The following is a 23,093-nucleotide window of genomic DNA, read 5'->3' on the forward strand; positions in this document are numbered from 1 at the left end:
ACTTTTCTATATATACCTAGTCATTTAATTAACCAATCAAATATTCATTGAATCTATAATCAAACTAACTTTGTTGTATTACAATAAGATTATGTTTGGTTTATTCAAAAAGAAGACAGAAAAGGAGAAGCTACAACAGGAATATGCACGATTGATGAAAGAATACCATAAACTATCTACTACAAATCGTGCGGCTAGTGATGCCGCTTTCAAAAAGGCAGATGATATCGCTAGAAAGTTAGATGCATTGAAGTAATCATGGAAGCTGCATCTACCACTCTTGTTCCCTTAGAAATAAGAGCACTATTACCGTTTAGGATACACAAAGCTTCAAAACTTTCTGGTGGAGATATAAATGAGGTCATGCTCATTGATCAAGGGGCTATTCAATATGTTTTAAAGTATAATGATAAGATTCAATTTCCTAAAATGCTCAAGCGGGAAAATGATGGTTTACAACTGCTTAGAAAGTCAGGTACAATAAGAGTTCCCTTAGTTATCGCTCAAGGCGAGAGTGCTACATATCAGTATCTACTATTGGAATATATTGCTCCAGATGCTCTAAATACAAAGGATGAATCAAACCTTGCGATACAATTAGCTGCTTTGCACGATTGCACTGATGAGTTATTTGGATTAGAAGAGGATAATTATATAGGAAGCCTGCCTCAATATAATTTACAAACTGAAAGCGGTACACAATTCTTTTTACACCAGCGATTGGTCCCGCAATTCGAACTAGCTGTGAGTAATGGTTTTGAATTAAAAGGGATAGAAGGATTGTTTAAAAAAATGGAACGTCTAATCCCATCGCAAAAACCTGCTCTTATTCACGGCGATTTATGGAACGGTAATGTGATTTTTACTTCAAATGGACAGCCGGTTTTAATTGATCCTGCTGCTCATTTTGGCCATGCAGAAATGGATATTGCCATGATGAAACTATTTGGTGGATTTTCTAATAAGTTCTACTGGATGTATCATGAGGTACGTACGCCTTTACCAGATTGGGAGGAAAGAGTACCATTATATCAATTGTATTATCTACTGGTTCATCTAAACTTATTTGGTGCTGGTTATTTAAACCAAGTACAACAGTGTATAAATAAGTATGTTTAAATAGGAGTTTAGACTAGCCCTGCAGTTTCTTTGCTATTACATCGGTCGCTTGATCAAGCATTTTGTATACATTTTCAAAACCTTGTTGACCACCGTAATAAGGATCTGGTACGTCAAGTCCTTCTCCTGGAAAAAGCTCATCAAGGATTTTGACAACTTTATTGGCATGTTCTGGAGTAGGAGCAAGAGCGGTGACATCACGAAAGTTTGAATCATCCATCACATAGATGTAATCAAAACTATCAAAATCGTCAACAGTAAGTTTTCTACATTTTTGATTAGTAATGTCTAGTCCGTTTTTTCTAGCTACCTCAATTGATCTATTGTCAGGTTGTTCTCCCACATGACCGCCGTAGGTACCAGCGCTATCCACTTCAAATTTTGTAAAGTTTAATTTTGACCTCATGATTCCTTCTGCAAGAGGTGAGCGACAAATGTTGCCCAAACAAACCATTAATATGCGCTGTTTATCTGACATGTTAGTCTGCTAGCTTTTTTTGTAAGTCTTGCACATATTTATTGAATTGCTTGTCAGTAGATGCTAAGTTCTCAACGGTTTTACAAGCATGTAATACTGTAGCATGATCTCTTTTCCCTATTTGAGAACCTATACTAGCTAGAGAAGCTTTGGTCATTTTTTTGGCAAAATACATAGCTAGTTGTCTTGCCTGAACAATGTGTCTCTTACGGGTTTTTGATTGAAGTGTATCTATATCCATCTGAAAGTAATCACTTACTACTTTTTGGATTTGATCAATTGATACTTCTCTCTTTGTATTCTTAACGTAATTCTCAACAATTTTACGAGCTAGGTCGATGGTGATATCCTTACGGTTAAAAGAAGAATGTGCAATTAAAGAAATTATTGCTCCTTCTAATTCTCTAATATTAGTTTTTATATTTTCCGCTAGATAATGAACGATATTATCATCCATTTCTACACCATCTCTGTATAATTTGTTTTGGATTATGGAAACTCTCGTTTCATAATCGGGATGATTAAGCTCTGCACTAAGTCCCCATTTAAAACGGGAAAGTAAACGTTGTTCAATATCCTGCATATCAACAGGCTTCTTATCACTTGTAAGAATTACTTGTTTACCGTTTTGATGTAAATGATTGAAAATATGGAAGAAAACATCTTGAGTTCCAGCCTTTCCAGAGAAAAATTGGATATCGTCTACAATAAGAACATCTATAAGTTGATAGAAATGAATAAAATCATTTCTTGTATTCTTACGTATAGATTCAGTGTACTGTTGTATGAATCTTTCTGCGCTTATATATAGTACGGTTTTATCTGGGTAGTTTTCCTTAATACCTACACCTATAGCATGTGCCAAGTGAGTTTTACCCAATCCTACTCCTCCAAAAATTAATAATGGATTAAAACTAGTTCCTCCAGGTTTGTTAGCTACAGCCATACCTGCATTACGAGCCAGTCTATTTGATTCTCCTTCAAGAAAGCTATCAAAGTTATAAGAAGGGTTAAGTTGGGATTCAACTTGAACATTTCTTATTCCAGGAATAATAAATGGATTTTTAAGTTCTGGGCTTTTAGTTTTGACTGGAGCATCTACATTTTGAGACTCGGTAAAGTTGCGCTTACTACTAGGTATTTTTTCGGTAAAAGCTTCCATACCTTTTGCAGGGTTCTCCATGCGTATCGCATAGATTAATTTTGCATCAGACCCTAATTCTTTAGTAAGAGCAGTTTTAAGTAAGTCTATATAATGTTCTTCTAACCATTCATAGAAAAAACGACTAGGTACCTGAAGGTGTAAAGCATTATCAGTTAATTTTACAGGCTTAATGGGCTGAAACCACGTTTTATAAGCCTCGGGCGCAATATTGTCCTGAATAAAAAGTAGACAATTGTCCCAAACCGATTCTGCTGTCAGTGTCATAAAAGTCGTATTTTTATAGTTAAAATTGATGCGAACTTGGGATGAATAAAGGTTGGTATATTTCAGTCCCTAATCGAGTACAAATATGTGTATAAAAAACCTTAAAAAAAACTAAAAAACCATTTGATAAATTAAAAAAAAAGTAGCATGGGCTCACTGGTTTTTTAACTTTGGATAAGATATGAAAATTATATGAAAAGTACAATTATTCCGATAACACCTCGATATGCCGAAACTGATCAAATGGGTGTGGTTCACCATGCTAATTATTTGATATATTTAGAGTTAGGTAGAATGTCCTGGTTGGACACTTTAGGTTTCTCTTATGATGAAATGGAAAAAAAAGGAGTACTACTACCAGTTTACAATATCGATATAACTTACAGAAAACCAATTAGATTAAACGATGAAATTTTCGTCAAAACCACTCTTAAGAATATTCCTACAACGCGTGTTGAATTTTACTACGAAATAATCGATCAAAATGATGTTTTACATGCGTCCGCAAACTTAACTCTTGTTTTTACTGATGCAAACTCGTTTAGACCTAGAAAACCAATTCCGGAATTTCTAGAAGCTTGTAAGAAATTGTTTTAAAATCTACTAACTTATCAAAAGTATGCTTCCTGAATATTTTGAAAGTCTAATCGATGAATTGCAAGTAGCAACATCTAAATCCAAACACGATTTTAAATATCCCGTTTTAACAACTGTAGACAACAATGGGGTACCTAGGTCTAGAACTGTTGTTTTAAGAGAGATTGATGTCGAAAAGAAGGAATTAATTGTTTTTACCGATTCAAGATCTATTAAAGTAGAACATGTAAAATCAAATGATCAGGCTTGTTTTTTATTTTACAATTCTAAAAAACTTTTACAATTAAGGTGTAATGTTAGATTGATTATAATTAACAGTCCCAAAGAAAATAAACGATTGTTTCAAAAGGTTACATCAAAAAGTATAAAGGATTATACCTCAATTCCATCACCAGGTACGCCTATTGATAATCCTGATCATGTAGAATACGTGTCACGCGATAAAAGCTTTTTTTTACCGCTACGATTTGAAATTAGTGAAATAGAATATCTCAAACTTAAACGTCCTAATCACTTAAGAGCTTTATATAAACGCGAAGATAATTGGGCTGGTCACTGGCTTGCTCCATAATGTCTAGTCTTCTAGAGCTTTTGCCTTAATTGGGTACATTTGATTAATATCTTTGACTACTTTTTCAACATTGTTGAGAGGAACATCTATAGTTATAGAACAGCTGGCGGTAAAATCCTGCAAGGCCATAGTGAGTCCTTGCTCTTCAATATACCTCATAACTTGACTCATTTGAGCGTATTCAAAGTCGATTTTCACTTGAGAAGTGATGGTTCTTGTTATAATTGTAGCCTGCTCAATGGCCAAAGCACTAGACTCTTTATAAGCATTTATTAATCCGCTCACACCTAATTTTGTTCCTCCGAATATCCTAGTAACTACTACTAGAACGTCGCTTAATTCATTTGAATTAATTTGACCTAGAATGGGATCACCTGCACTATGATTGGGTTCTCCATCGTCATTTGCCCTATAATTGTTTTCTCCAGGACCGATCTTCCAGGCATAACAATGATGATTTGCCTTCGGATATTTTTTCTTCAGAGCATCAATGATAGGTGAAACTTCATCTGGATTCTGGATTGGAAATGCACGAGCGTAGAATTTACTACCCTTGTCCTTGAATAAGATTTCAGTTGTTTCTTTTGCTATCGTTTTATAAGTGTCTCTCATGAATTTACGCTTTCGCGAAAGCGATGAAAACAATCGCAATTATAGCAAGTATAATACCTAGAACGTTTCTAGATTTAAGTTTTTCTTTGAATAGAAATAAACCAAACATGGTTGATAATACTACGGTTCCTACATGGTTAATAGGGTAAACAAATGTACTCTCTAAACCAGGTGAATTGAGGGCTTTTAAAATCACCACAATTGAGAAAAAGTTAGGAATTCCTAGAACAATTCCTCCGATAAGACTTTTCCATTCTAATTTCTCATTTTTATTAATTAACCGATATATCACAGCCGCAGATCCTGCTATAAATGCAAAAGAAAAAATTGTGGCACTTATAACATCTTCATTACTATTTGACATATGGTTGTTTTGTAGAATTTTGAGAACTGTATCAATTATACCGCTTCCTACAAATAGCGCTAGTGGTAAGAGTAGTTTTTTTGGAGTCCAATCTATATTTGACTGCGATTTCTTATTAACTGTGGTAAAATAAACTGCTGCTAGAGCGATTATTATACCTATGGCTTTTAATATATTCCACTCTTCATTAAATATTGTGAAACCTGCGATCACAGGTATAACTAATGACATTTTACTGGCAACACTGGCAACAGACAGGCCATTGCGCTGTGCCGTTAACGCCATGACATTGAAAATAGTTATGAAAAGAATTCCCATGAACATCGCTAGAAACAACCAGTCTGACTTTAAAACAGATGTTATATCGTAAGTCCCATTGCTTGAAATAATACCTGTTATAAAAGCTACAAGATAATTTACCACTATAGCTTGTAGGGTGTTTATTTTATAAACATCAAACAATTTAAAAATTACATATAGTAAACTAGATAGTAATATGCTTAATCCTAGATAGATCATAAACGATGGTAAATTCTTAAAGTATCACCTTTTATATTAAAATGATTTTTTAATTGTTGATTGTCGAGTTCTGGTGCTTTTACTCCAGAATGAAATAGCGTATTTTCACTCGTGTAAATATGTGCTTCGTCCCATAGCCCTGCATCTATAAATGCTTGGAGAGTCCTAGATCCACCTTCTATAATTACCGATTGGATATCTTTTTTATATAACTCTTGCAATACTGTCTTAATGTCGGATAGAGGAATGTCTAAAATTTGAGCAGGATCAGGTGATTGAAAAACGTTAAGATTTTTTGGCAGCTCCTTTTTATTAGCAAGAACAAATCTAAAGGGATGTGTACCTTTCCAATTTCTGGTTGTAAGACTTGGATTGTCTGCAAGCGCTGTTCCAGCACCTATTAAAATAGCGTTTTCTGTAGATCGTTGTTGATGTACCCTTTGTAAGCTGTATGAATTTGTAATCCAAACAGGTTGCTTCTTAGTCTTAAATTCTGGAGCGATATAGCCATCGTTAGTTTGTGCCCATTTAAGCAGAACAAATGGTTTTTTATACTTGTGAAATGAGAAAAAACGCTTGTTAACTTCGTTACATTTATCTACAAGTATTCCTGTTTTACATGAAATACCAGCTTCTTCAAGAATCTTTATTCCTCTTCCTGCTACCTTATCATGTGGGTCTAGTGTTCCTACTATAACTTCTTTAAAATTATACCTTACTAGTAGCAAAGCGCATGGTGGCGTTTTACCAGTATGTGAGCAAGGTTCAAGATTTACATAAATACTACACTTAGGAGCTATTTTTTCAAACTTTTCCTCACCTAATTTTTTAATTGCATTATTAATGGCGTTAACCTCGGCATGAGGTTTTCCTGCTTTTTGGTGCCAGCCTTCACTAATGATTTTATTCTCATATACAATGACACTTCCTACTAATGGATTAGGATAAGTAGTACCCAGTCCATTTTGAGCTAACTGCAAACAACGTTGCATATAAAATTCGTCCTTGTTCATGATTCCAGCAAAAGTAAGATTTAAATCACAAGGCTGGGTTAAATTTAGACTCAATAGCAAACTTATAATAGTTACTAGATGTACTTTTGAAATTATGATAATTAGACCTATTCTACCGGCGGATAATACAGTTGTTAAGAATATTATCCAACAAACTATACTTGAATATGGAGCTCCTAAAGAGGGAACTGCATATAGTGATAAAGCAACCCAATCCATGTATAAGCACTTTCAGTTACCTAGACGCGTTTATTACGTTATAGAATTGGATGATGAAATTGTAGGTTGCGGTGGTGTAGGACCGCTAGACAATCAAGAGCAGAATATCTGTGAACTTCAAAAAATGTATTTTTTGCCAGAAGCACGTGGTAAGGGATATGGCAAGGAGCTTATACAATTATGTATTAAAACTGCTAAGGAATTAGCTTATTCAAAAATGTATCTTGAAACCATGGATAATATGTTTGAAGCTCAAGGGCTTTACAAGCATATGGGTTTTAAATTACTCAATGAGCCCATAGGTAATACTGGACATTACTCTTGTCCCGTTCAAATGATACTGGATTTATAATGAAAGACGATACTGCAAATAACTTTGAGATAATCAAGGAAGAAACTGTTTACGATGGTTTTCTAAAAGTTATAAAAGCCCAGGTAAAACATGATACTTGGCACGGTAATGAGCAACTGGAAGTTACAAGGGAATCCCTAGAACGAGGAGATAGTGTAGCAATATTACTTTATGAACAAGACACAAAATCGTTTTTATTTACTAAACAATTTAGGTATCCCAGTGCAAGAAGAGGTAAAGCGTTTATGATGGAATTAGTAGCTGGTAGCTTAGGGTTTAATGAAGATCCCGTTGAAGGAATAAAAAGGGAAGTAGAAGAAGAAATAGGCTATTCATTAAAAAATATTGAAAAAATTTGTTCTTATTTTCCATCACCAGGTGGTTGTTCAGAACAAATACATTTATATTTTTCTCAAGTTTCTTCTCATGATAAGATTTTTCAAGGTGGTGGTGAAGCATCAGAAAAGGAAGATATTTTGTTAACCAAAATACCTTTGTCTGAAATTAAACAACTATTACGAGACGGAGCTATAAACAACTCGATATCGATTATAGGATTACAATGGTTTTTACTGAATAAAGAAAGCCTTACTTAAATATTTTAAAGTAAGGCTTTTCTATTTTTTAATTCGCGAAGAAAAAATCTATTCCTTTTCTTTAACCGCTGTTCTATTGTCGTTAGAGTTACGGTCTATCAATATGTTGAACGGATCAATTCCAACCTCTACAGGTTTTTCATCTACGATGATTGAGAATTTATTTTCAATAGCTACAATTTTATGTTTTTTGAGATAAAGAACCTTGTTAATTCCTGTTTCATCATCCTTTTCTCCAAAAACACCAACATCTATATAATCAGCTAGAGGTAATGATTTTAAGGCTTTTTTCTTTCCTTCAGGAGTGTATGAAAGGCTATCACCTACCGTGTTTTTATAAACACTTTTTCCTTTTTTGTCTGATCTATACTTAGTTATGTATCCAGTAAATTCCACTTGATAACGACCATCATCAAGTTTTGTATACGTAGCTTTTTTTACATCATTATCATACAAAGTTATCGTTTCAAACATATCCTTAATAAGATATTGTAACGAGTCAGGAGTTGCGGCTCTTATATCGTCTACAAATTCGATAGCTGTTGGGTATGGTGGACCTTGGAACTGATATTTTTCTGCAAATTGTTTAATCACGTTATTAAATTGTTTCTCGCCTAAATAATCGCTCATTGCATAAAGGACTAAAGATCCTTTTTGATAATGAATATACTGTTGGTTTTCATTATACATCAATGGGTTTTCTCCAATGGACTCTACCGTTCTTCCTAAAAGGTATTTATCCATAGCGTCTTTAAGAAAAGACCTCATTTGTTCTTTTCCTCTAGATTTCTCTAGAACTTTTAATGAACTGTATTCTGATAAACTTTCTGAAAGTAATGTAGCACCTTTCGCATAGGCTCCAATTACCTGGTGTGCCCACCATTGATGGGCAAGTTCGTGTGCGGTAACACTAAAAGGGTAATCTACTGCATCCTTGTCACTTCCATCAACATCGGCAATGAAACCTATTCCTTCACTAAAAGGTATCGTGTTTGCAAACGCCTGTGCAAACGTTCCAAAATTTCTTGGGAATTCAATGATGCGTACTTGCCTGTGTTGATAAGGTGTAAAATTGTCATTATAATAATCTAGTCCGGCTTTAAGGCCAGCCATCATGCGGTCGATATTGTAATCATGATCTTTATGGTAATAGATTTCTAGTTTAATGCCGTCGTGCTCGTCGCGCATGACTTCATATCTACCACTCATAAAATTGTAAAAATTCACCATTTTACTATCCATTTTATAATAGTAGTACTTACGGTTATTTTCTTCCCACTCTTTAGTTAGATAACCTGGTGATATGGCAATTTGATCTGGACTTGTACTTAATGTAGCTTCAAAGTTTATCCAATCGCTGTTTCCGCCTATGTAATTATTGTCTCGCACACCTGGTTTAGTTGCGTCAGGCCAGCGATCTTTTGGAGGTAATTCATACTTTTTGCGAATTTGAGTATTTCGGATCTCTCCTTGATCATTGTATCCAATGGATGGAAAAACGAAATTATTCATGAAAGTTCCATTCTCAACAACAGGTGAGTTTTTTTCAAAGAAGGTGTTTTCTTTGTTGTAAGTTGCTACATTAAACTCTAGCGTATCTCCAGGTTGCAAGGGTGGCGTTATCCTATACATGCGATAACCATAGTCCTCGTTGTCGTAAACCACTTCAATTTTACGATCTGTTTCAATTGTGGTAAGTGTGTCGTTTATATTAACGTGCAGTGTATCAATTACGGCGCTGGACTTGTTGACCATAAGCATTTCTGCTCTAGCTTTAAAGTCTCTAGTTTCTGGATAAATATCAACAAACGCCTTAACATCAGTAATTCTAGGTTGGGGAACGTTTAAATATTTACTTAATTCCTTTTCTTTATTTACTGCCAGTAGTTCACGTTCTTTTCCTGTAGTTCTTTCATTATCAATGTTGTTAACTTTCCAAATGTAGCTTCCTATTCCTACAAATATTATTAATCCTACACTAAGTAGTGTGGTGATAGGTGTTTTTAATCTCGCTTTCGCGAAAGCGATCCTCTCACTTGCACCTATGCTCATTCCACGTCTAAAGAATAATAAACTAACACCAAATAGCGCTATACCTAATGCAATCCAGTAACCTCTAAATGTGAAGTAGCGCCAGATACTATCTCCATAACCATTCATATCTGAAGGACTAGGAGCGCCGGTTCCTTGGTTAAAAATAAATTGAGCTTGTTCAACTCCTATAGCCTCCATGGCAAATGGTAATCCTAAGGCAATTACAAGCAAGGTCATAAGTCCTAACCATTTATTTTTAATCAAAGTGTGAATTAAAATTGACATCAATATCCATGGTAAAAATTCCCAAAATTTGATCATGAACAAATCAAACAAATAAAGGTCAATTTGATAATCATTAAAACCATTTACGGTTTGTATGATGATACCACTTAACATCACTATAACAAATAGAGAAAACACCATTATACTCATAGAGAATACTCGTGATAATTGGAAAACCCAGTTTTTAGTAGGAGTGGTGTCTACTAGCTGTAACATGTGAGCCGTTTTGGAACGGTCCATTATGAAGCCAGTGTACAGGTATATTAATAGATAGGTAAATGTGCTAAATATTCCTGCAGGGATTTGTAACATCAACCAGGTTTTTGGCAAGATGTCTGTACCATACACTTGACCGCTTACCAACATAGTAAGAAGTGAAAAGGCAAAAGCAATTACCGCTATAATAATAAATGGCCATCCTGTTACAATGTATTTAATGTCTGATTTTGATATTGTCCAAGCTGTTTTCAATTGATTAAAAAAGCTGAAGTTTTGACTTACCTTAGGTAAGGTAATATCCTGAACAGTTCCAAAATTACGTTTGATTACTCGTGATGATTTCTTCTTTCTCCCTACCGAAATAGCATGTTGAGAAAATCTAAAACCAACGATTACAGAAAGGAATAGAATAACGGAAAACCCTAACCACAATAATCTATTATACAATACAGTACCATCGGTAGGTAATAATTTACTGCCTTGCTCATCTGGTGTCCAGTATTTAATTCTTTGTCCAATAGCACTTTCTCCAGTAGGTTCTAGAAGTTCTATCCAAAATGTATCATCTACAGAATCTAATGAACTAGCAGCAGCAAATTGACAGATAATCAAGATGAGCACACTCATGAAACCTAAATTGATGTTTCTGAAGTAGGTCGTTATAGCAAAAACGATGGCTCCATAGAAAAATACATTAGGTATTACCATTACTAAAAATGGTTGAATGTAATTCATGAGTGAGAAAGGTCCTATCAAATCTTCATTAGCTCCAGGTAAGTAAAAGCCAATTGTAACGGCCAGCATACTTGCAAGAATAATTAATAGTGTAAGTAGCATCCCAGCACTGAATTTTGCTAATAAGTAACTTACTTTATTTAAGGGATAGGAATAAAGTACGTGGTGCATGTTACTGCTAAAGTCACGTTGGATAGTTCCTCCTATAATACTAGGTATAAGTAAATAAGTGATTAATATACCACCACTTATTAAACTATAAACTCCTACTGCACTGTTTAGATAAAAAGGAGAAGTAACGGTTACAGAGTCACTATCAAATACTCCAACGGAAAGTGCGGTAATTAATAAGCTTAATAGAAAGATAACTCCAGTATAAATATAGAACAGTGGTTTCTTAAACCAGGTTCTAAGCTCGTGTAAAAAAATAGTACTAAACATGATTATGAGTTTAATTCTATTTGTTGTTCCTGTTTTAATGTTGTGAAATACACATCTTCCAAAGACGCATCAGTAGCGATAAATTCTGGAGCTGGTTGTGTATCGTTCATTACTCTAATTACCAGATTGCTATCTTCATCAAAACTGGATGAAATTATATTATAAGACGCTTCATAAGTAGGTAATTGATCCTTGGTTACCGTGGTTTTCCATATGGTTCCCGATAATGCCTTAACCAGGTTTTTCGGTGTGTTTTGTGCCAGAATTTTACCACCATTTAAAATGGCCATATCAGTACACAATTCTTTCACATCATCAACAATGTGTGTAGAAAAAATTACAATATGATTTGTTCCTATCTCTCTTAAGACATTTAAGAATCTATGACGTTCTGCAGGATCTAGACCAGCTGTAGGTTCATCAACTATTATTAATTTAGGATCGTTGAGTAAAAGTTGAGCAATTCCAAATCTTTGTTTCATTCCTCCAGAATACCCAGCTACATGTTTATGTCTTACATCACTTAAATTGGTAACTTCAAGAGCTTTGTCTACAATTGCATTTCTTTCTGAACTGTTTGAAATTCCTTTAAGTTGGGCAAAATAATGTAATAGATCGTGAGCGCTCATTTTAGGATATACCCCAAATTCTTGAGGTAGATATCCCAGAGTTTTTCTAAATTCAATTTTGTTATTAAGAATATCTAAATCATCTAGATGAATAGATCCTCCATCTGGTGCTTGTAAGGTAGCGATAGTACGCATTAATGAAGATTTTCCAGCTCCATTAGGACCTAGTAATCCAAACATTCCAGCGTGAATATCAATACTTACATTGTCCAGTGCTTTTACACCGTTTTTATAAGTTTTAGAAACATTTTTAAGGCTTAATAACATAATTGATGTTCTTTTGATTTGAATGGTTAGTGCAAGAACGTCACAATATGTTACATATCAAAACGATTATTCAATCGCGTATATTTCAATGGCAGGTGTCACTCGGTTTTCAAAATTAAATAAGGCTAGATTTTCCCAACTGCTTCCCTGTGTGTAAGTAGAAATACCAGGTGCTACTGCAACCCAGTCAGGTGCCCAGTAACAAAAACCTATTCCTTTATTTTTAGGAAGGTTTTTAATTGTATTATGAATGCGCAATAAATAATTACGCTGTCCTGATGGTGTGGCGCCGTATTCTGGGATAAGTTGATTTTGAAGTCCTACTATATTATTCTTATTATCATTCCAGTTTAAGGTAAAAGGATAGGCAGTTTCTACTAGTAATATTTCTTGATTAAAACTTTGTGCTAATTGCTCTAATTTTTGTTCAATGTCATCGAGATTAGTAGTTTGCCACCACGGATAATAACTCAATCCTATAACATCAAATTCAACGTTTCTATCTATAAGCTGTTGAAAAAAGTACTCGCTAGTTGCAATATCTGCCTTGTGAATAATAATTTTTGAAGTAGGAGATACTCTTTTAACACCATTAATTGCGGCTTTAGTTAGATCAATGTAATTATTCCAATTCTCATTACCACTGTCGTATATCTTTCCAATAGGCCATAAAAAGCCATTATCAGTCTCATTTCCTATTTGAACAAATTTTGGTAACGTACCTTGGTCGTTTAATTCTTGTAAAACATTTTTACTATAGTTTTCTATTGCGACTGTTAATTCTTGATGGCTATAATTACTCCAATTACTGGGTATGCGCTGTGAACCTGGATCGGCCCATGTGCTGGAATAGTGAAAGTCCAGTAAAAATTCCATGCCGTTTTCTTGGGCACGTAATGCTTGTCTTTTTACATGGTCTAGGTCGTATAATCCGTTTGGATTATTTAACCACAATCTAATTCTTACGAGATTAACACCTTTGCTAGATATGTATGCATAATTGTTTGTTATGACATTATTATTCTCGTCCTTAAATTGCAATCCTGATTGTTCTAGTTCTTCTAGAAAGGATAAATCCATACCTTTATAAAAGATTGTGGATTCATTATAGTTGTCCTGACCATCATTCTCATTACAAGAATAAAACGAGAAACACGCAATCATTAAACAGTATAAATAAATACGTTTCATGATTCAAATATAGTACTACAAATCGTCAATAAAAGTGTAGCCTTGCTCTTCCTTGCGCAGCAATACTTTTTGAAAAAATTTGTGAACGCTCTTATGATTAGCCTTTACTTTAATGAAATAATTATCTCTATAAATCGAATAGACATCGGCCTCACCTTTATAGATACTTAGTTTGTAAAAAGGAATGGGTAAGGCAAAAGTCTCCAAAAGCGATCTAAATCTAACAATAATTCCTTTTTCGAGTATCTCTACATTACAAATATTGGCATTATTGTCAAGCACGAGTAGATTGTGAATATGAATGCTACAACTTGTGATGTTCAGTTTAGGTGATCCAGAACCTCTTAATTTCCAGCGCTCTTTTAAGGAAAGCGGTACACCAACTTCCTGGCGTAGTTTACGTTGAATTTCAGGCTTGTTATAGGAAACGTTGTACAGCATATTGTTTTTAATTGAGTCTGTTTTATTGATTAATCCTTTCAATAGATATCATTAAAAGACATTTAGGTAGCTGTGTTTTTTTAAGAATGAAATAATGTTTGGAGGTTTTATGCTTTCGCGAAAGCGTAACAATTAAATAGAAATATTTAATTACCCTAGTATCTTGTCTATAATACCCTAGTTCACAAGTCTTTTTTCTATTCCATTATCTGTTTAGAAATACTACCTTTGCAGGCCTAAATTACTATACTATGTCTGTGATCCATCAGTTGGAAAATGTTACTAAAACAGCAGTTAAAGAGTTGTTTCAAGTTGATCTAGAAAAAGTTGAGGTAACTCTAACTCGCAAAGATCAAAATGGCCATTTTACCATTATGGTTTTTCCAATGTTGCGTCAAATTAAAGGTAATCCAGCAGTCATAGGTGAACAAATAGGAGCGTACTTACAAGAAAATACCGAACTCATTGGTAGTTACGAGGTAATCAAAGGATTTTTGAATGTAACCTTGACAAACGCTGTCTTTATTATCGCTTTCAATGAAATGCTAAGTAATTCTAAGTACGGTTTTACTCCAGTTGATGATTCCTCACCAGGTATTATGGTTGAATATAGTTCACCTAATACGAATAAACCACTACACCTAGGTCATATAAGAAATAACTTATTAGGTTATAGTGTTGCGCAAATTCTAGAAGCATCGGGTAGACGTGTGAATAAAACACAAATAATAAACGATAGAGGTATCCATATATGTAAATCCATGCTTGCCTGGCAAGAACAGGGAAATGGAGAAACTCCAGAAAGTACGGGATTAAAAGGTGATAAACTAGTTGGGAATTATTATGTAAAGTTTGATAAACAATACAAGGAAGAAATAGCTCAACTCATTAATGAAGGTATAGATCCTAAAGAGGCAGAAAAACAGGCTCCATCATTACTTAAAGCGCAAGAAATGCTTAGGAAATGGGAAGCTGGTGATTCAGAAACAGTTGCTCTTTGGGAAAAAATGAATGGCTGGGTTTATGATGGGTTTGAGGTGACTTATAATAATCTAGGAGTAAGCTTTGATAGTCTTTACTATGAGAGTAATACCTATTTACTAGGTAAAGACATCATTGAAGAAGGTTTGCAAAAAGGCGTTTTCTTTAAGAAAGATGATGGTTCAGTTTGGATTGATTTATCAGATGAAGGATTGGATGAAAAGCTAGTTCTACGTAGTGATGGTACTGCCGTTTATATGACTCAGGATATAGGTACTGCTATTCAGCGTGTTAAGGATCACCCTATAAATGCGATGGTTTACACGGTAGGAAATGAGCAAGATTATCATTTCAAAGTCTTGTTTTTAATCTTAAAGAAACTGGGTTATGATTGGGCCGAAAACCTGCATCACCTTAGTTATGGAATGGTTGAATTACCATCAGGTAAAATGAAATCACGTGAAGGAACCGTTGTAGATGCCGATGATTTAATGGAAGAGATGACAGCTACTGCACGTAAAATAGCTCTAGAACAAGGTAAACTTGATGGACTTTCTTCACAGGAACAAGAAGACCTTTTCAAAATTATAGGACTAGGCGCTCTCAAGTACTTCATGCTTAAAATTGACCCAGTTAAGAACATGATGTTTAACCCTGAAGAGTCTGTTGATTTTCAAGGAAACACAGGTCCTTTTATTCAATATGCACATGCTAGGATTAAATCTATTTTAAAGAAGGCTCAATTTAATTCTACTAAATTAAATGCTAATAGTGATCTAGATATAACCGACAAGGATATTGCAATCATTAAAACAATTGAGCAATTCCCTGATGTGATCCACAATGCTGCTATAAAATTAAATCCTGCTAGTATTGCCAATTATACGTATGAGCTAGTACGAGAATTTAATTCTTTCTATCAAAATGTCCCTAAGATCGTTGAAGAGGAAAATGCCGATTTAAAACAGTTTAGACTGTTGTTGTGTTACAAAACAGCTTTAGTAATCAAGGACGCTTGTTCACTGCTAGGAATCGATGTTCCTGAACAAATGTAGATACTCATATGAAACCCAACTATTAATTAATTTAAAAGTTGATTAATAGGAATTATAAATTACGATTAACTATTTGACTGCATGACTAAATAATAGTGGTCAAATAGATTAATTTACCTTTGCAACCTAGAAAGCAATAAACCATGAATACCTTTACTGAATTAGAACTTAGAACACCGCTGCGTAAAAGTATAGAAGACCTAGGTTTTCAAACCATGACTCCTATACAGGAAAAGTCCTATTCAGTGGTAGCATCAGGACGTGATGTTATAGGTATTGCCCAAACGGGTACAGGGAAAACTCTTGCTTACATGCTTCCCTTGCTTAATTCTTTACCCTTTGCACAAATCGATGATCCTAGAATCTTGGTGCTGGTGCCTACCCGAGAATTAGTAGTTCAAGTAGTGGATAATATTAAATCCTATTCAGCTCAAATGGAGCTAAGGGTTCAAGGAGTTTATGGAGGCACTAATATTAACACGCAAAAGAAAGCTCTGGCAAACGGTGTTGATATTGTGGTAGCAACTCCAGGAAGGTTGTATGATCTTATAGTACATCAATCTATAAGTTTTAAACATTGCAAAAAGGTGGTTATCGATGAGGTAGATGTGATGTTGGATTTAGGATTTAGATTTCAACTTACCAATATCTTTGATCATTTACCCAATAAAAGACAGAATATCATGTATTCTGCAACAATGACTGATCAAATAGAAGCCTTTATCAAGGACTATTTTTACAACCCTACCAAGGTGTCTGTAGCAGTTTCTGGAACGAGGCTGGATAACATAAATCAACAAAGTATAGCAGTACCTAACTTTTATACTAAGGTAAATTTACTCATGCACCTTATAAGTGATCACGAGGTTTATAGTAAAGTACTGGTTTTTGTAGATAATAAACGTAGTGCTGACAGGTTGCATGAGGTCATCCAACCTCATTACGGTAATGAAGTAGCAGTTATTCATTCCAACAAAACACAAAATTATCGTTTACGATCCATTGAGGCATTTACAAACGGTGATTGTCGTATCCTTGTAGCTACAGATGTAATGGCACGTGGACTGGATATTGAGGGAATTTCACACGTTATTAATATCGATGTACCCGCATTTCCTGAAAACTACATGCATCGTATAGGACGTACTGGAAGGGCTCAAAATGCTGGTAATTCTATTTTATTTTACACTGAAAAGGAGATAGAATCAAAACAAGCTATTGAACAACTTATGGATTATTCTATTCCAGAAGTTGCCTTTCCTGATGAAGTAGAAGTGTCAAAACAAAAAACTCCTGAAGAACAACCCAAGGTCAGAGAAATTTTTAATCCTAATAAAGTAGAAGAAGACGAGCGTGGTGCCGCTTTCCATGAAAAAAAGGATAAAAACAAAAAAACAAATCAAGGTGGTAGTTACCGTCGCAAAATGGCGGCTAAGTATAAAAAGCCCAAAACTCGTGGCGATAAGAATGCCAATCGTCGTCGCAAGAAAAGGTAACGACATCTTTTGAGCCGTTTTCCATTATAGTAGTAGGTTAATTAATGTTAAGTAGAGTACTTGTTACGCTTTCGCGAAAGCGTAATAACCACTTTTTCAACAGGTTATATTTACGGCATTATAATTGAAATGTCTGAGTGAAATAATATGCAAGGTGTGACATGTTGTTTATCTTGCAAACCTTAAATAACTACAAATGAAAAAAGTATTTTTATTATTCTTTTTAATAGGTTCAATGGCAATGGCACAGACTGCCTATGTGAATTCTGATTATCTACTAGCTTCAATGACAGAGATGCAAGCGGCAAATGCAGAAATTCAAAAATTGAATAAAAGTTTAGGCAGCGACTTGCAAAAAGCAGAGGCAAATGCGAAACAAAAATTAGCCGATTTACAATATAAAGCAAGTGCTCCTGGAGTTACAGAAGAACAAATGAAGCAGTATGCCTCACAAGCAGATGCATTACAAAAGGAATTAGAAAGTAGTGCTCAAAGTGCAGAAAGAACACTAGGTCTTAAACGTCAAGAATTGTTAGACCCAATTCTAGAAAGGGTAAATGATGCAATAGAGACCGTTGCCAAAGAAAAAGGTTTTAAACTTGTCGTAAATGCAAGTGCAGTGTTGTTTGCAGATGAGTCTGTTAATCTTACACCAGCAGTAGCAGCAAAATTAGGTGTTACTTTGAAGTAAGTAATCTGATTAATAAATAGCTAAGCCACCTTTAAAGTGGCTTTTTTTATGCCCTAAATTGTTCTATTAAATATATTTATAGTAGTTATAAAAATAGTTTATATTTACCCCATATGCAGTTAGGAAGACTATATATGATAGGTGCGGTGATCTTAGCTTTAGCTTTGATCTCATTACCTGTTATTCCTACTTTAATGGATCAAGTAAGTAAATCAGAACTAGTTTATGATATTGATATCGAATTAGATTCTGAACAAATTTCTCTTAACGAGATAGAGAAAGAAAACCAACTACCAGTTTTATTTTATTCGATCTTATCCATTTCGATACCATCTTATAAGGTGAAAAGCTCGATTAGTCATCATAATGCATTTAATTGGGATTCTCCCATCAGGCAAATCCAATTGCCGCCGCCAGTCATAGCGTAATATTTCTACCCTTTATTTAGTATTACCCATGCACATGCATGTAAAAAAAACGTATTATGTCTACAACCAAGTATTTACAAAATTTAAAATCAGATTTACCAGCAAGTATCGTAGTGTTTTTTGTTGCACTACCACTTTGTTTAGGAATAGCGCTAGCCAGCGGTGCACCGCCTTTTGCGGGAATAATAGCTGGTATTATAGGAGGAATAGTAGTAGGAGCTCTTAGTGGTTCTCAAATTGGAGTAAGCGGTCCAGCAGCTGGGCTTGCTGCGATTGTACTCGCATCTATTAGTGAATTAGGATATGAAACCTTTCTAGCCGCAGCAGTGATAGCTGGTGTTATCCAAATAGTTTTTGGAGTTGTACGTCTAGGTGTTATAGGATACTACTTTCCTAGTAGTGTGATTAAAGGGATGCTAGTAGGTATTGGTATTATTATTTTCACTAAACAAATTCCACATTTTTTCGGGTTAGATAAAGATCCTCAAGGAGATTGGATGTTTTTTCAATTAGACGGAGAAACTACTTTTTCTGAAATAGGAAAGATTGGTGAATTTATCAGTCCTGGTGCAACTATAATAGCTGTAATTTCATTGGCAATTTTGTTGTTATGGAGTAACGTATTAGTTAAAAAGTCTAAAGTGTTCCACTTAATTCAAGGGCCTTTGGTAGCTGTGGTAGTAGGAATATTATACTATTATTTTACTCAAGATAATACCGTATATGGTATTGCCAATGAACACCTAGTAAATGTTCCTGTGCCATCCAGTATGGATGACTTTTTTGGTCAATTTACTTTTCCTGATTTTAGTGATTTAGGTAATTTTTCAGTTTGGATAACTGCCTTTACGATTGCACTAGTAGCTAGTCTTGAAACTTTATTGTGTGTGGAAGCTACTGATAAACTAGATCCTCAAAAACGAGTAACACCAACTAACAGAGAATTACTGGCTCAAGGAACTGGTAACGTACTTTCTTCTTTAATAGGAGGATTACCTATTACTCAAGTTATTGTGCGCAGTAGTGCCAATGTTCAAAGTGGTGGACGTACTAAAATGAGTGCAATAATTCATGGTTTCTTCCTTTTGATATCAGTTATATCAATCCCTACCATACTTAACATGATCCCTAATTCGGTTCTTGCAGCTATATTATTAATAGTAGGATATAAACTTGCTAATCCAAAAACTTTTGCAGCAATGTGGAAAGCAGGATGGAGACAGTTTATACCCTTTATCGCAACTGTGATAGTTTTATATTTTAACTTCCTTGCAGGAGTAGGAGTAGGGCTGGCCATAGGAATAGTATTTACTTTATATCAAAGTTTTAAGAACAGTCATTTTCTACATAAAAAAGAAGCTGAGGTGGACAACCAGCATAAGATAAACATGACTTTTGCTGAAGAAGTGACTTTCTTCAATAAAGCAACTATTTTAAAAGAATTAGATAGCATACCAGAAGATACCTTCCTAGAGATAGACGTGCGTAATACAGTTTATCTAGATCACGATGTTATCGAAATTTTAGAGGACTTTGGGACAAAAGCTAAAAATAGAAACATCTACATAAAACTATACTCACAAAGAGGTACGGTGGAAAATCCCGATAGTTTTATCGAGTTTTTTAAACGAAAAAAATTACAATCAGCTTAATTATTAATGATGATTACACAAAATAAAGAAACACAAGCGGCGATGACTCCGCAAGCCGCTTTAAAAGAATTAAAAGAAGGAAATCAAAGATTTGTTGGGCAACAACAAATTTCACGAAATTTCAACGAACAAATACAATCAACTAGCACTGGACAATTCCCATTTGCTACCGTACTTCATTGTATAGACAGTAGGGTAAGCGCCGAGCATATTTTTGATCAAGGGATTGGAGATTTATTTAGTGTAAGAATTGCAGGAAACTTCGTTAATGAAGATATTTTGGGAAGTATGGAGTTTGCTACTAAACTTGCTGGGACCAAAGTTATTTTAGTATTAGGTCATACTGCGTGTGGTGCCATTAAAGGTGCCTGTGATCATGCACGTATGGGTAATCTTACCACATTGATTAATAAATTAGAACCAGCCGTTGAAGCTGTAAAGGAGCCAAAGGAAGAAGACCAACGTACATCTAAAAATATTGACTTTGTAAATGCTGTCGCTAAACAAAACGTATTGATGACGATTGAAAACATCCTTAAAAAAAGTGAGGTAATCAGAGAACTTGTAGAGGATGAAGATGTTTTATTAGTTGGTGGTATGTATGACATTTCAACAGGCTCAGTAGACTTTTATTAATACAGTCAGTGTTTGAAAAAACATTTAAATATTCAAGACCTAGTTTTACAATACACAGTATTGGTAGAACTAGGTTTTGTTTTTCAATATTGGTAGGATTTGTTGTATGACTGATTCTATTTTATGGCTTTTACTTATTTTTTTATATCGATTCTTTTTTAAGTTTCAATAATGATTACCGTTTATACGATGGCTTTATCATAGATAGGCATAAAGATAGTTCAACACTATATGCTTTATCTGGATTAAGTTTTTGTCTAGGTTATCTTATTACCGTCTATCTATGGCTTACTTCCCATATTAATCATATCGATAGAAGAATTTCAGGATTTGCGAGGTATGGAGCAACACAAGTATTTTTCTATTTTTTTATGATATTGTATTTTGTTTTTAAAATGCAATCAGTCACTATGGAATATGCCCAGATAATAGTTCAAGAATACCAATATAGCTTTTGGTTGTTACCAGTTTTTCTCTTTCTTTTTGCAAATCAGCACCTATCTAGAATTTACAAAAATTGGGTGCAACTTATATTTTCATCAATAAGCATTACTGCTGCCTGCTTGTTGTTGATACTAATTGTCGGTTAGAGAGAAAGTAATCTGTCGGCTGCATCAAATGCCGATATTTTACGCTCAACAACAGAAGTTTCTATCTCTTTAATTTGATTTATTATTTCGGATCTTGAATAAAATGCTTCTTTTAATCGGTCTTCTATAGTTTGATGTAACCAGTATAATTCCTGTGAATTACGACGTTCCAGTAAACTACCGTTTTGATTACTATGTTGTCTAAATGATGCAATCTCTTGAGCAATTTCTTCAATGCCTTCATTGTGCAATCCACTACATAAATGCACCTTAACTGGATATTGATGGGATTTAGGATTTAAAAGATGCAACGCATTTTGAAACTCTCTTCTGGCATGTAAAGCCGCTTTTTTATTATCACCATCAGCTTTATTAATGATGACAGCATCGGCCATTTCCATTATTCCTCGTTTAATCCCTTGTAAATCGTCACCAGCGCCTGCTAGTTTAAGGAGAAGGAAAAAGTCAGTCATGCTGTGAACCGCAGTTTCGCTTTGACCGACTCCAACAGTTTCCACCATAATAAAGTCAAATCCTGCCGCCTCACACAGCAAGATGGCTTCTCTGGTTTTTCTTGCCACGCCACCTAGAGTTTCGCCTGCCGGACTAGGTCTTATATAAGCAAATTCACTTTTAACCAATTGTTCCATTCTAGTTTTGTCTCCTAGTATGCTTCCCTTGGAAACGCTACTACTGGGATCAATAGCTAGTACAGCTACCTTAAAACCTAATTTGATTAAATGAATTCCTAGAGACTCTATAAATGTTGATTTGCCTACTCCTGGAACGCCAGTTATTCCTAATCTAAAGGAGTTTCCTGAATAGGGTAGTGCTTGTTGTAGTAACGCTTTCGCGAAAGCATAATCCTCACTAGCTTTACTTTCAACACCAGTTATTGCTCTACTTAAAGCACTTATATCTCCTTTTCTTAATTTCTCAAAAACTTCCTGTGAGGAAGGTTTTTTCCTGCGTTGCCAGGATTTAGGATTAAGGTGCTCTAAACTCATAAAAGTTATTTGGATGCAAATTTATAGCCTAGATAAGCCATAGGTATATAGGCAATTGTTAAATCTAGTATCATAAACCAGGTAGGTCCTCCAAACATTGAAATAGCGGTAATACCACCAACTAGGAAAAACCCACCAATTAATAAAGACCAAAGTAGTTGGTATGATACAGCAACTTTTGAAGCAATGTATGCCCCAAATAAGGTTCCTAAAGCATGTGCCAAAAATGGGAAGATGAAGTATTCCATCGATAGGGTAGGAATCACTTGTGCATAGGCCTCATAATCATTAGGATCGATTCCTGTGGGAAAAACTGCGTTACCTATAAAGACGATACTGCTGTTGAGTAATCCACCAGCGATTATTCCCGCTGGTAATGCTATAATATTTCGTAATAGAGGTTTCATAATGGTAGATTTTCAACCACTAAAATACTACTATTACTG

The 23,093-nt window shown here is 34.7% G+C and carries 23 protein-coding genes; 12 read left to right on the plus strand and 11 right to left on the minus strand.

Going from position 1 to position 23,093, the window contains the following annotated elements; genetic code table 11:
* Positions 1-91 precede the first annotated feature (91 nt).
* Together BST93_RS06585 and BST93_RS06590 are read left to right on the plus strand one after the other, a co-directional pair.
* The gene (locus tag BST93_RS06585) at positions 92-256 is read left to right on the plus strand and encodes a Lacal_2735 family protein (RefSeq protein WP_042279021.1); all 165 of its coding nucleotides are present in this window, start codon (positions 92-94) and stop codon (positions 254-256) included.
* Positions 257-258: 2 nt separating this feature from the next.
* Entirely contained in the window at positions 259-1,119 is an 861-nt protein-coding gene (locus BST93_RS06590) for a fructosamine kinase family protein (RefSeq protein ID WP_105018532.1), read from the plus strand.
* 13 nt (positions 1,120-1,132) lie between these two features.
* Here the strand turns inward: BST93_RS06590 and BST93_RS06595 are convergent, their stop codons facing one another.
* Together BST93_RS06595 and dnaA are read right to left on the minus strand one after the other, a co-directional pair.
* Positions 1,133-1,597 carry a low molecular weight protein-tyrosine-phosphatase gene (locus BST93_RS06595; protein ID WP_258150493.1) on the minus strand — a complete coding sequence of 155 codons (465 nt, stop codon included), beginning with the start codon at positions 1,595-1,597 and terminating at the stop codon, positions 1,133-1,135.
* Between the two features lies 1 nt (position 1,598).
* Entirely contained in the window at positions 1,599-3,026 is a 1,428-nt protein-coding gene (gene dnaA / locus BST93_RS06600) for a chromosomal replication initiator protein DnaA (protein WP_042279024.1), read from the minus strand.
* A 192-nt stretch (positions 3,027-3,218) separates the two neighbouring features.
* Between dnaA and BST93_RS06605 the strand changes: the two genes are divergently transcribed.
* Together BST93_RS06605 and BST93_RS06610 are read left to right on the plus strand one after the other, a co-directional pair.
* On the plus strand, positions 3,219-3,623 hold the full coding sequence (locus BST93_RS06605) for an acyl-CoA thioesterase (RefSeq protein WP_105018533.1): 405 nt from the start codon (positions 3,219-3,221) through the stop codon (positions 3,621-3,623).
* Positions 3,624-3,645: 22 nt separating this feature from the next.
* Complete coding sequence (locus BST93_RS06610; protein ID WP_105018534.1) at positions 3,646-4,194, plus strand: pyridoxamine 5'-phosphate oxidase family protein; 549 nt, start codon at positions 3,646-3,648, stop codon at positions 4,192-4,194.
* Between the two features lie 3 nt (positions 4,195-4,197).
* Here the strand turns inward: BST93_RS06610 and BST93_RS06615 are convergent, their stop codons facing one another.
* From BST93_RS06615 to ribD, 3 genes are read right to left on the minus strand one after another with little or no spacing between them, the layout of a single operon-like run.
* Positions 4,198-4,845 (minus strand): IMPACT family protein, encoded by a 648-nt coding sequence (locus BST93_RS06615; protein WP_244895667.1) that lies wholly within the window; start codon positions 4,843-4,845, stop codon positions 4,198-4,200.
* A complete protein-coding gene (locus BST93_RS06620) occupies positions 4,811-5,689 on the minus strand; it encodes an EamA family transporter (RefSeq protein WP_105018535.1) in 879 nt (292 codons plus the stop codon). The genes BST93_RS06615 and BST93_RS06620 overlap by 35 nt, the downstream gene beginning before the upstream one ends.
* Positions 5,686-6,702, minus strand: a complete 1,017-nt coding sequence (gene ribD, locus BST93_RS06625) for a bifunctional diaminohydroxyphosphoribosylaminopyrimidine deaminase/5-amino-6-(5-phosphoribosylamino)uracil reductase RibD (protein WP_105018536.1) — start codon at positions 6,700-6,702, stop codon at positions 5,686-5,688. Before ribD ends, BST93_RS06620 begins: the two co-directional genes overlap by 4 nt.
* Between ribD and BST93_RS06630 the strand changes: the two genes are divergently transcribed.
* Together BST93_RS06630 and BST93_RS06635 are read left to right on the plus strand one after the other, a co-directional pair.
* Positions 6,701-7,273 carry a GNAT family N-acetyltransferase gene (locus BST93_RS06630; protein ID WP_308736857.1) on the plus strand — a complete coding sequence of 191 codons (573 nt, stop codon included), beginning with the start codon at positions 6,701-6,703 and terminating at the stop codon, positions 7,271-7,273. The two genes, ribD and BST93_RS06630, sit on opposite strands and share 2 nt — an antisense overlap.
* Positions 7,273-7,869, plus strand: a complete 597-nt coding sequence (locus BST93_RS06635) for an NUDIX domain-containing protein (protein WP_105018537.1) — start codon at positions 7,273-7,275, stop codon at positions 7,867-7,869. The genes BST93_RS06630 and BST93_RS06635 overlap by 1 nt, the downstream gene beginning before the upstream one ends.
* Before the next feature lie 48 nt (positions 7,870-7,917).
* Here the strand turns inward: BST93_RS06635 and BST93_RS06640 are convergent, their stop codons facing one another.
* The 4 genes from BST93_RS06640 to BST93_RS06655 all read right to left on the minus strand — a co-directional run bounded on the left by BST93_RS06640 (position 7,918) and on the right by BST93_RS06655 (position 14,111).
* Positions 7,918-11,583 (minus strand): ABC transporter permease/M1 family aminopeptidase, encoded by a 3,666-nt coding sequence (locus BST93_RS06640; protein WP_105018538.1) that lies wholly within the window; start codon positions 11,581-11,583, stop codon positions 7,918-7,920.
* Positions 11,584-11,585: 2 nt separating this feature from the next.
* On the minus strand, positions 11,586-12,479 hold the full coding sequence (locus tag BST93_RS06645; RefSeq protein WP_060522945.1) for an ABC transporter ATP-binding protein: 894 nt from the start codon (positions 12,477-12,479) through the stop codon (positions 11,586-11,588).
* 66 nt (positions 12,480-12,545) lie between these two features.
* Positions 12,546-13,670, minus strand: a complete 1,125-nt coding sequence (locus tag BST93_RS06650; protein ID WP_105018539.1) for a glycoside hydrolase family 53 protein — start codon at positions 13,668-13,670, stop codon at positions 12,546-12,548.
* Positions 13,671-13,685: 15 nt separating this feature from the next.
* Positions 13,686-14,111 (minus strand): hypothetical protein, encoded by a 426-nt coding sequence (locus BST93_RS06655; protein WP_105018583.1) that lies wholly within the window; start codon positions 14,109-14,111, stop codon positions 13,686-13,688.
* A gap of 251 nt (positions 14,112-14,362) precedes the next feature.
* Between BST93_RS06655 and argS the strand changes: the two genes are divergently transcribed.
* The 6 genes from argS (at position 14,363) to BST93_RS06685 (ending at position 21,050) form a co-directional block, all read left to right on the plus strand.
* A complete protein-coding gene (argS, locus tag BST93_RS06660) occupies positions 14,363-16,147 on the plus strand; it encodes an arginine--tRNA ligase (protein WP_105018540.1) in 1,785 nt (594 codons plus the stop codon).
* A gap of 143 nt (positions 16,148-16,290) precedes the next feature.
* Positions 16,291-17,643, plus strand: a complete 1,353-nt coding sequence (locus BST93_RS06665) for a DEAD/DEAH box helicase (RefSeq protein WP_105018541.1) — start codon at positions 16,291-16,293, stop codon at positions 17,641-17,643.
* A 196-nt stretch (positions 17,644-17,839) separates the two neighbouring features.
* On the plus strand, positions 17,840-18,334 hold the full coding sequence (locus tag BST93_RS06670; protein ID WP_105018542.1) for an OmpH/Skp family outer membrane protein: 495 nt from the start codon (positions 17,840-17,842) through the stop codon (positions 18,332-18,334).
* A 113-nt stretch (positions 18,335-18,447) separates the two neighbouring features.
* A complete protein-coding gene (locus tag BST93_RS06675) occupies positions 18,448-18,762 on the plus strand; it encodes a hypothetical protein (RefSeq protein ID WP_060522942.1) in 315 nt (104 codons plus the stop codon).
* Between the two features lie 56 nt (positions 18,763-18,818).
* Positions 18,819-20,414 carry a SulP family inorganic anion transporter gene (locus BST93_RS06680; protein WP_105018543.1) on the plus strand — a complete coding sequence of 532 codons (1,596 nt, stop codon included), beginning with the start codon at positions 18,819-18,821 and terminating at the stop codon, positions 20,412-20,414.
* A gap of 9 nt (positions 20,415-20,423) precedes the next feature.
* Positions 20,424-21,050 carry a carbonic anhydrase family protein gene (locus BST93_RS06685; RefSeq protein WP_042279101.1) on the plus strand — a complete coding sequence of 209 codons (627 nt, stop codon included), beginning with the start codon at positions 20,424-20,426 and terminating at the stop codon, positions 21,048-21,050.
* A gap of 586 nt (positions 21,051-21,636) precedes the next feature.
* Here BST93_RS06685 and meaB read toward each other — a convergent pair.
* The gene (gene meaB / locus BST93_RS06695; RefSeq protein ID WP_105018545.1) at positions 21,637-22,647 is read right to left on the minus strand and encodes a methylmalonyl Co-A mutase-associated GTPase MeaB; all 1,011 of its coding nucleotides are present in this window, start codon (positions 22,645-22,647) and stop codon (positions 21,637-21,639) included.
* A 5-nt stretch (positions 22,648-22,652) separates the two neighbouring features.
* A complete protein-coding gene (locus tag BST93_RS06700) occupies positions 22,653-23,054 on the minus strand; it encodes a hypothetical protein (protein ID WP_105018546.1) in 402 nt (133 codons plus the stop codon).
* Between the last annotated feature and the right edge of the window lie 39 nt (positions 23,055-23,093).

This window comes from Nonlabens tegetincola (assembly GCF_002954355.1).
GTDB lineage: Bacteria > Bacteroidota > Bacteroidia > Flavobacteriales > Flavobacteriaceae > Nonlabens > Nonlabens tegetincola.

Excerpts from the sequence above, each read along its gene's own strand:
- BST93_RS06585 (WP_042279021.1), top strand. The coding sequence starts at position 92 with ATGTTTGGTTTATTCAAAAAGAAGACAGAAAAGGAGAAGCTACAACAG.
- BST93_RS06590 (WP_105018532.1), top strand. The coding sequence starts at position 259 with ATGGAAGCTGCATCTACCACTCTTGTTCCCTTAGAAATAAGAGCACTA.
- BST93_RS06595 (WP_258150493.1), bottom strand. The coding sequence starts at position 1,597 with ATGTCAGATAAACAGCGCATATTAATGGTTTGTTTGGGCAACATTTGT.
- dnaA (WP_042279024.1), bottom strand. The coding sequence starts at position 3,026 with ATGACACTGACAGCAGAATCGGTTTGGGACAATTGTCTACTTTTTATT.
- BST93_RS06605 (WP_105018533.1), top strand. The coding sequence starts at position 3,219 with ATGAAAAGTACAATTATTCCGATAACACCTCGATATGCCGAAACTGAT.
- BST93_RS06610 (WP_105018534.1), top strand. The coding sequence starts at position 3,646 with ATGCTTCCTGAATATTTTGAAAGTCTAATCGATGAATTGCAAGTAGCA.
- BST93_RS06620 (WP_105018535.1), bottom strand. The coding sequence starts at position 5,689 with ATGATCTATCTAGGATTAAGCATATTACTATCTAGTTTACTATATGTA.
- BST93_RS06630 (WP_308736857.1), top strand. The coding sequence starts at position 6,701 with ATGATTCCAGCAAAAGTAAGATTTAAATCACAAGGCTGGGTTAAATTT.
- ribD (WP_105018536.1), bottom strand. The coding sequence starts at position 6,702 with ATGAACAAGGACGAATTTTATATGCAACGTTGTTTGCAGTTAGCTCAA.
- BST93_RS06635 (WP_105018537.1), top strand. The coding sequence starts at position 7,273 with ATGAAAGACGATACTGCAAATAACTTTGAGATAATCAAGGAAGAAACT.
- BST93_RS06640 (WP_105018538.1), bottom strand. The coding sequence starts at position 11,583 with ATGTTTAGTACTATTTTTTTACACGAGCTTAGAACCTGGTTTAAGAAA.
- BST93_RS06645 (WP_060522945.1), bottom strand. The coding sequence starts at position 12,479 with ATGTTATTAAGCCTTAAAAATGTTTCTAAAACTTATAAAAACGGTGTA.
- BST93_RS06650 (WP_105018539.1), bottom strand. The coding sequence starts at position 13,670 with ATGAAACGTATTTATTTATACTGTTTAATGATTGCGTGTTTCTCGTTT.
- BST93_RS06655 (WP_105018583.1), bottom strand. The coding sequence starts at position 14,111 with ATGCTGTACAACGTTTCCTATAACAAGCCTGAAATTCAACGTAAACTA.
- argS (WP_105018540.1), top strand. The coding sequence starts at position 14,363 with ATGTCTGTGATCCATCAGTTGGAAAATGTTACTAAAACAGCAGTTAAA.
- BST93_RS06665 (WP_105018541.1), top strand. The coding sequence starts at position 16,291 with ATGAATACCTTTACTGAATTAGAACTTAGAACACCGCTGCGTAAAAGT.
- BST93_RS06670 (WP_105018542.1), top strand. The coding sequence starts at position 17,840 with ATGAAAAAAGTATTTTTATTATTCTTTTTAATAGGTTCAATGGCAATG.
- BST93_RS06675 (WP_060522942.1), top strand. The coding sequence starts at position 18,448 with ATGCAGTTAGGAAGACTATATATGATAGGTGCGGTGATCTTAGCTTTA.
- BST93_RS06680 (WP_105018543.1), top strand. The coding sequence starts at position 18,819 with ATGTCTACAACCAAGTATTTACAAAATTTAAAATCAGATTTACCAGCA.
- BST93_RS06685 (WP_042279101.1), top strand. The coding sequence starts at position 20,424 with ATGATTACACAAAATAAAGAAACACAAGCGGCGATGACTCCGCAAGCC.
- meaB (WP_105018545.1), bottom strand. The coding sequence starts at position 22,647 with ATGAGTTTAGAGCACCTTAATCCTAAATCCTGGCAACGCAGGAAAAAA.
- BST93_RS06700 (WP_105018546.1), bottom strand. The coding sequence starts at position 23,054 with ATGAAACCTCTATTACGAAATATTATAGCATTACCAGCGGGAATAATC.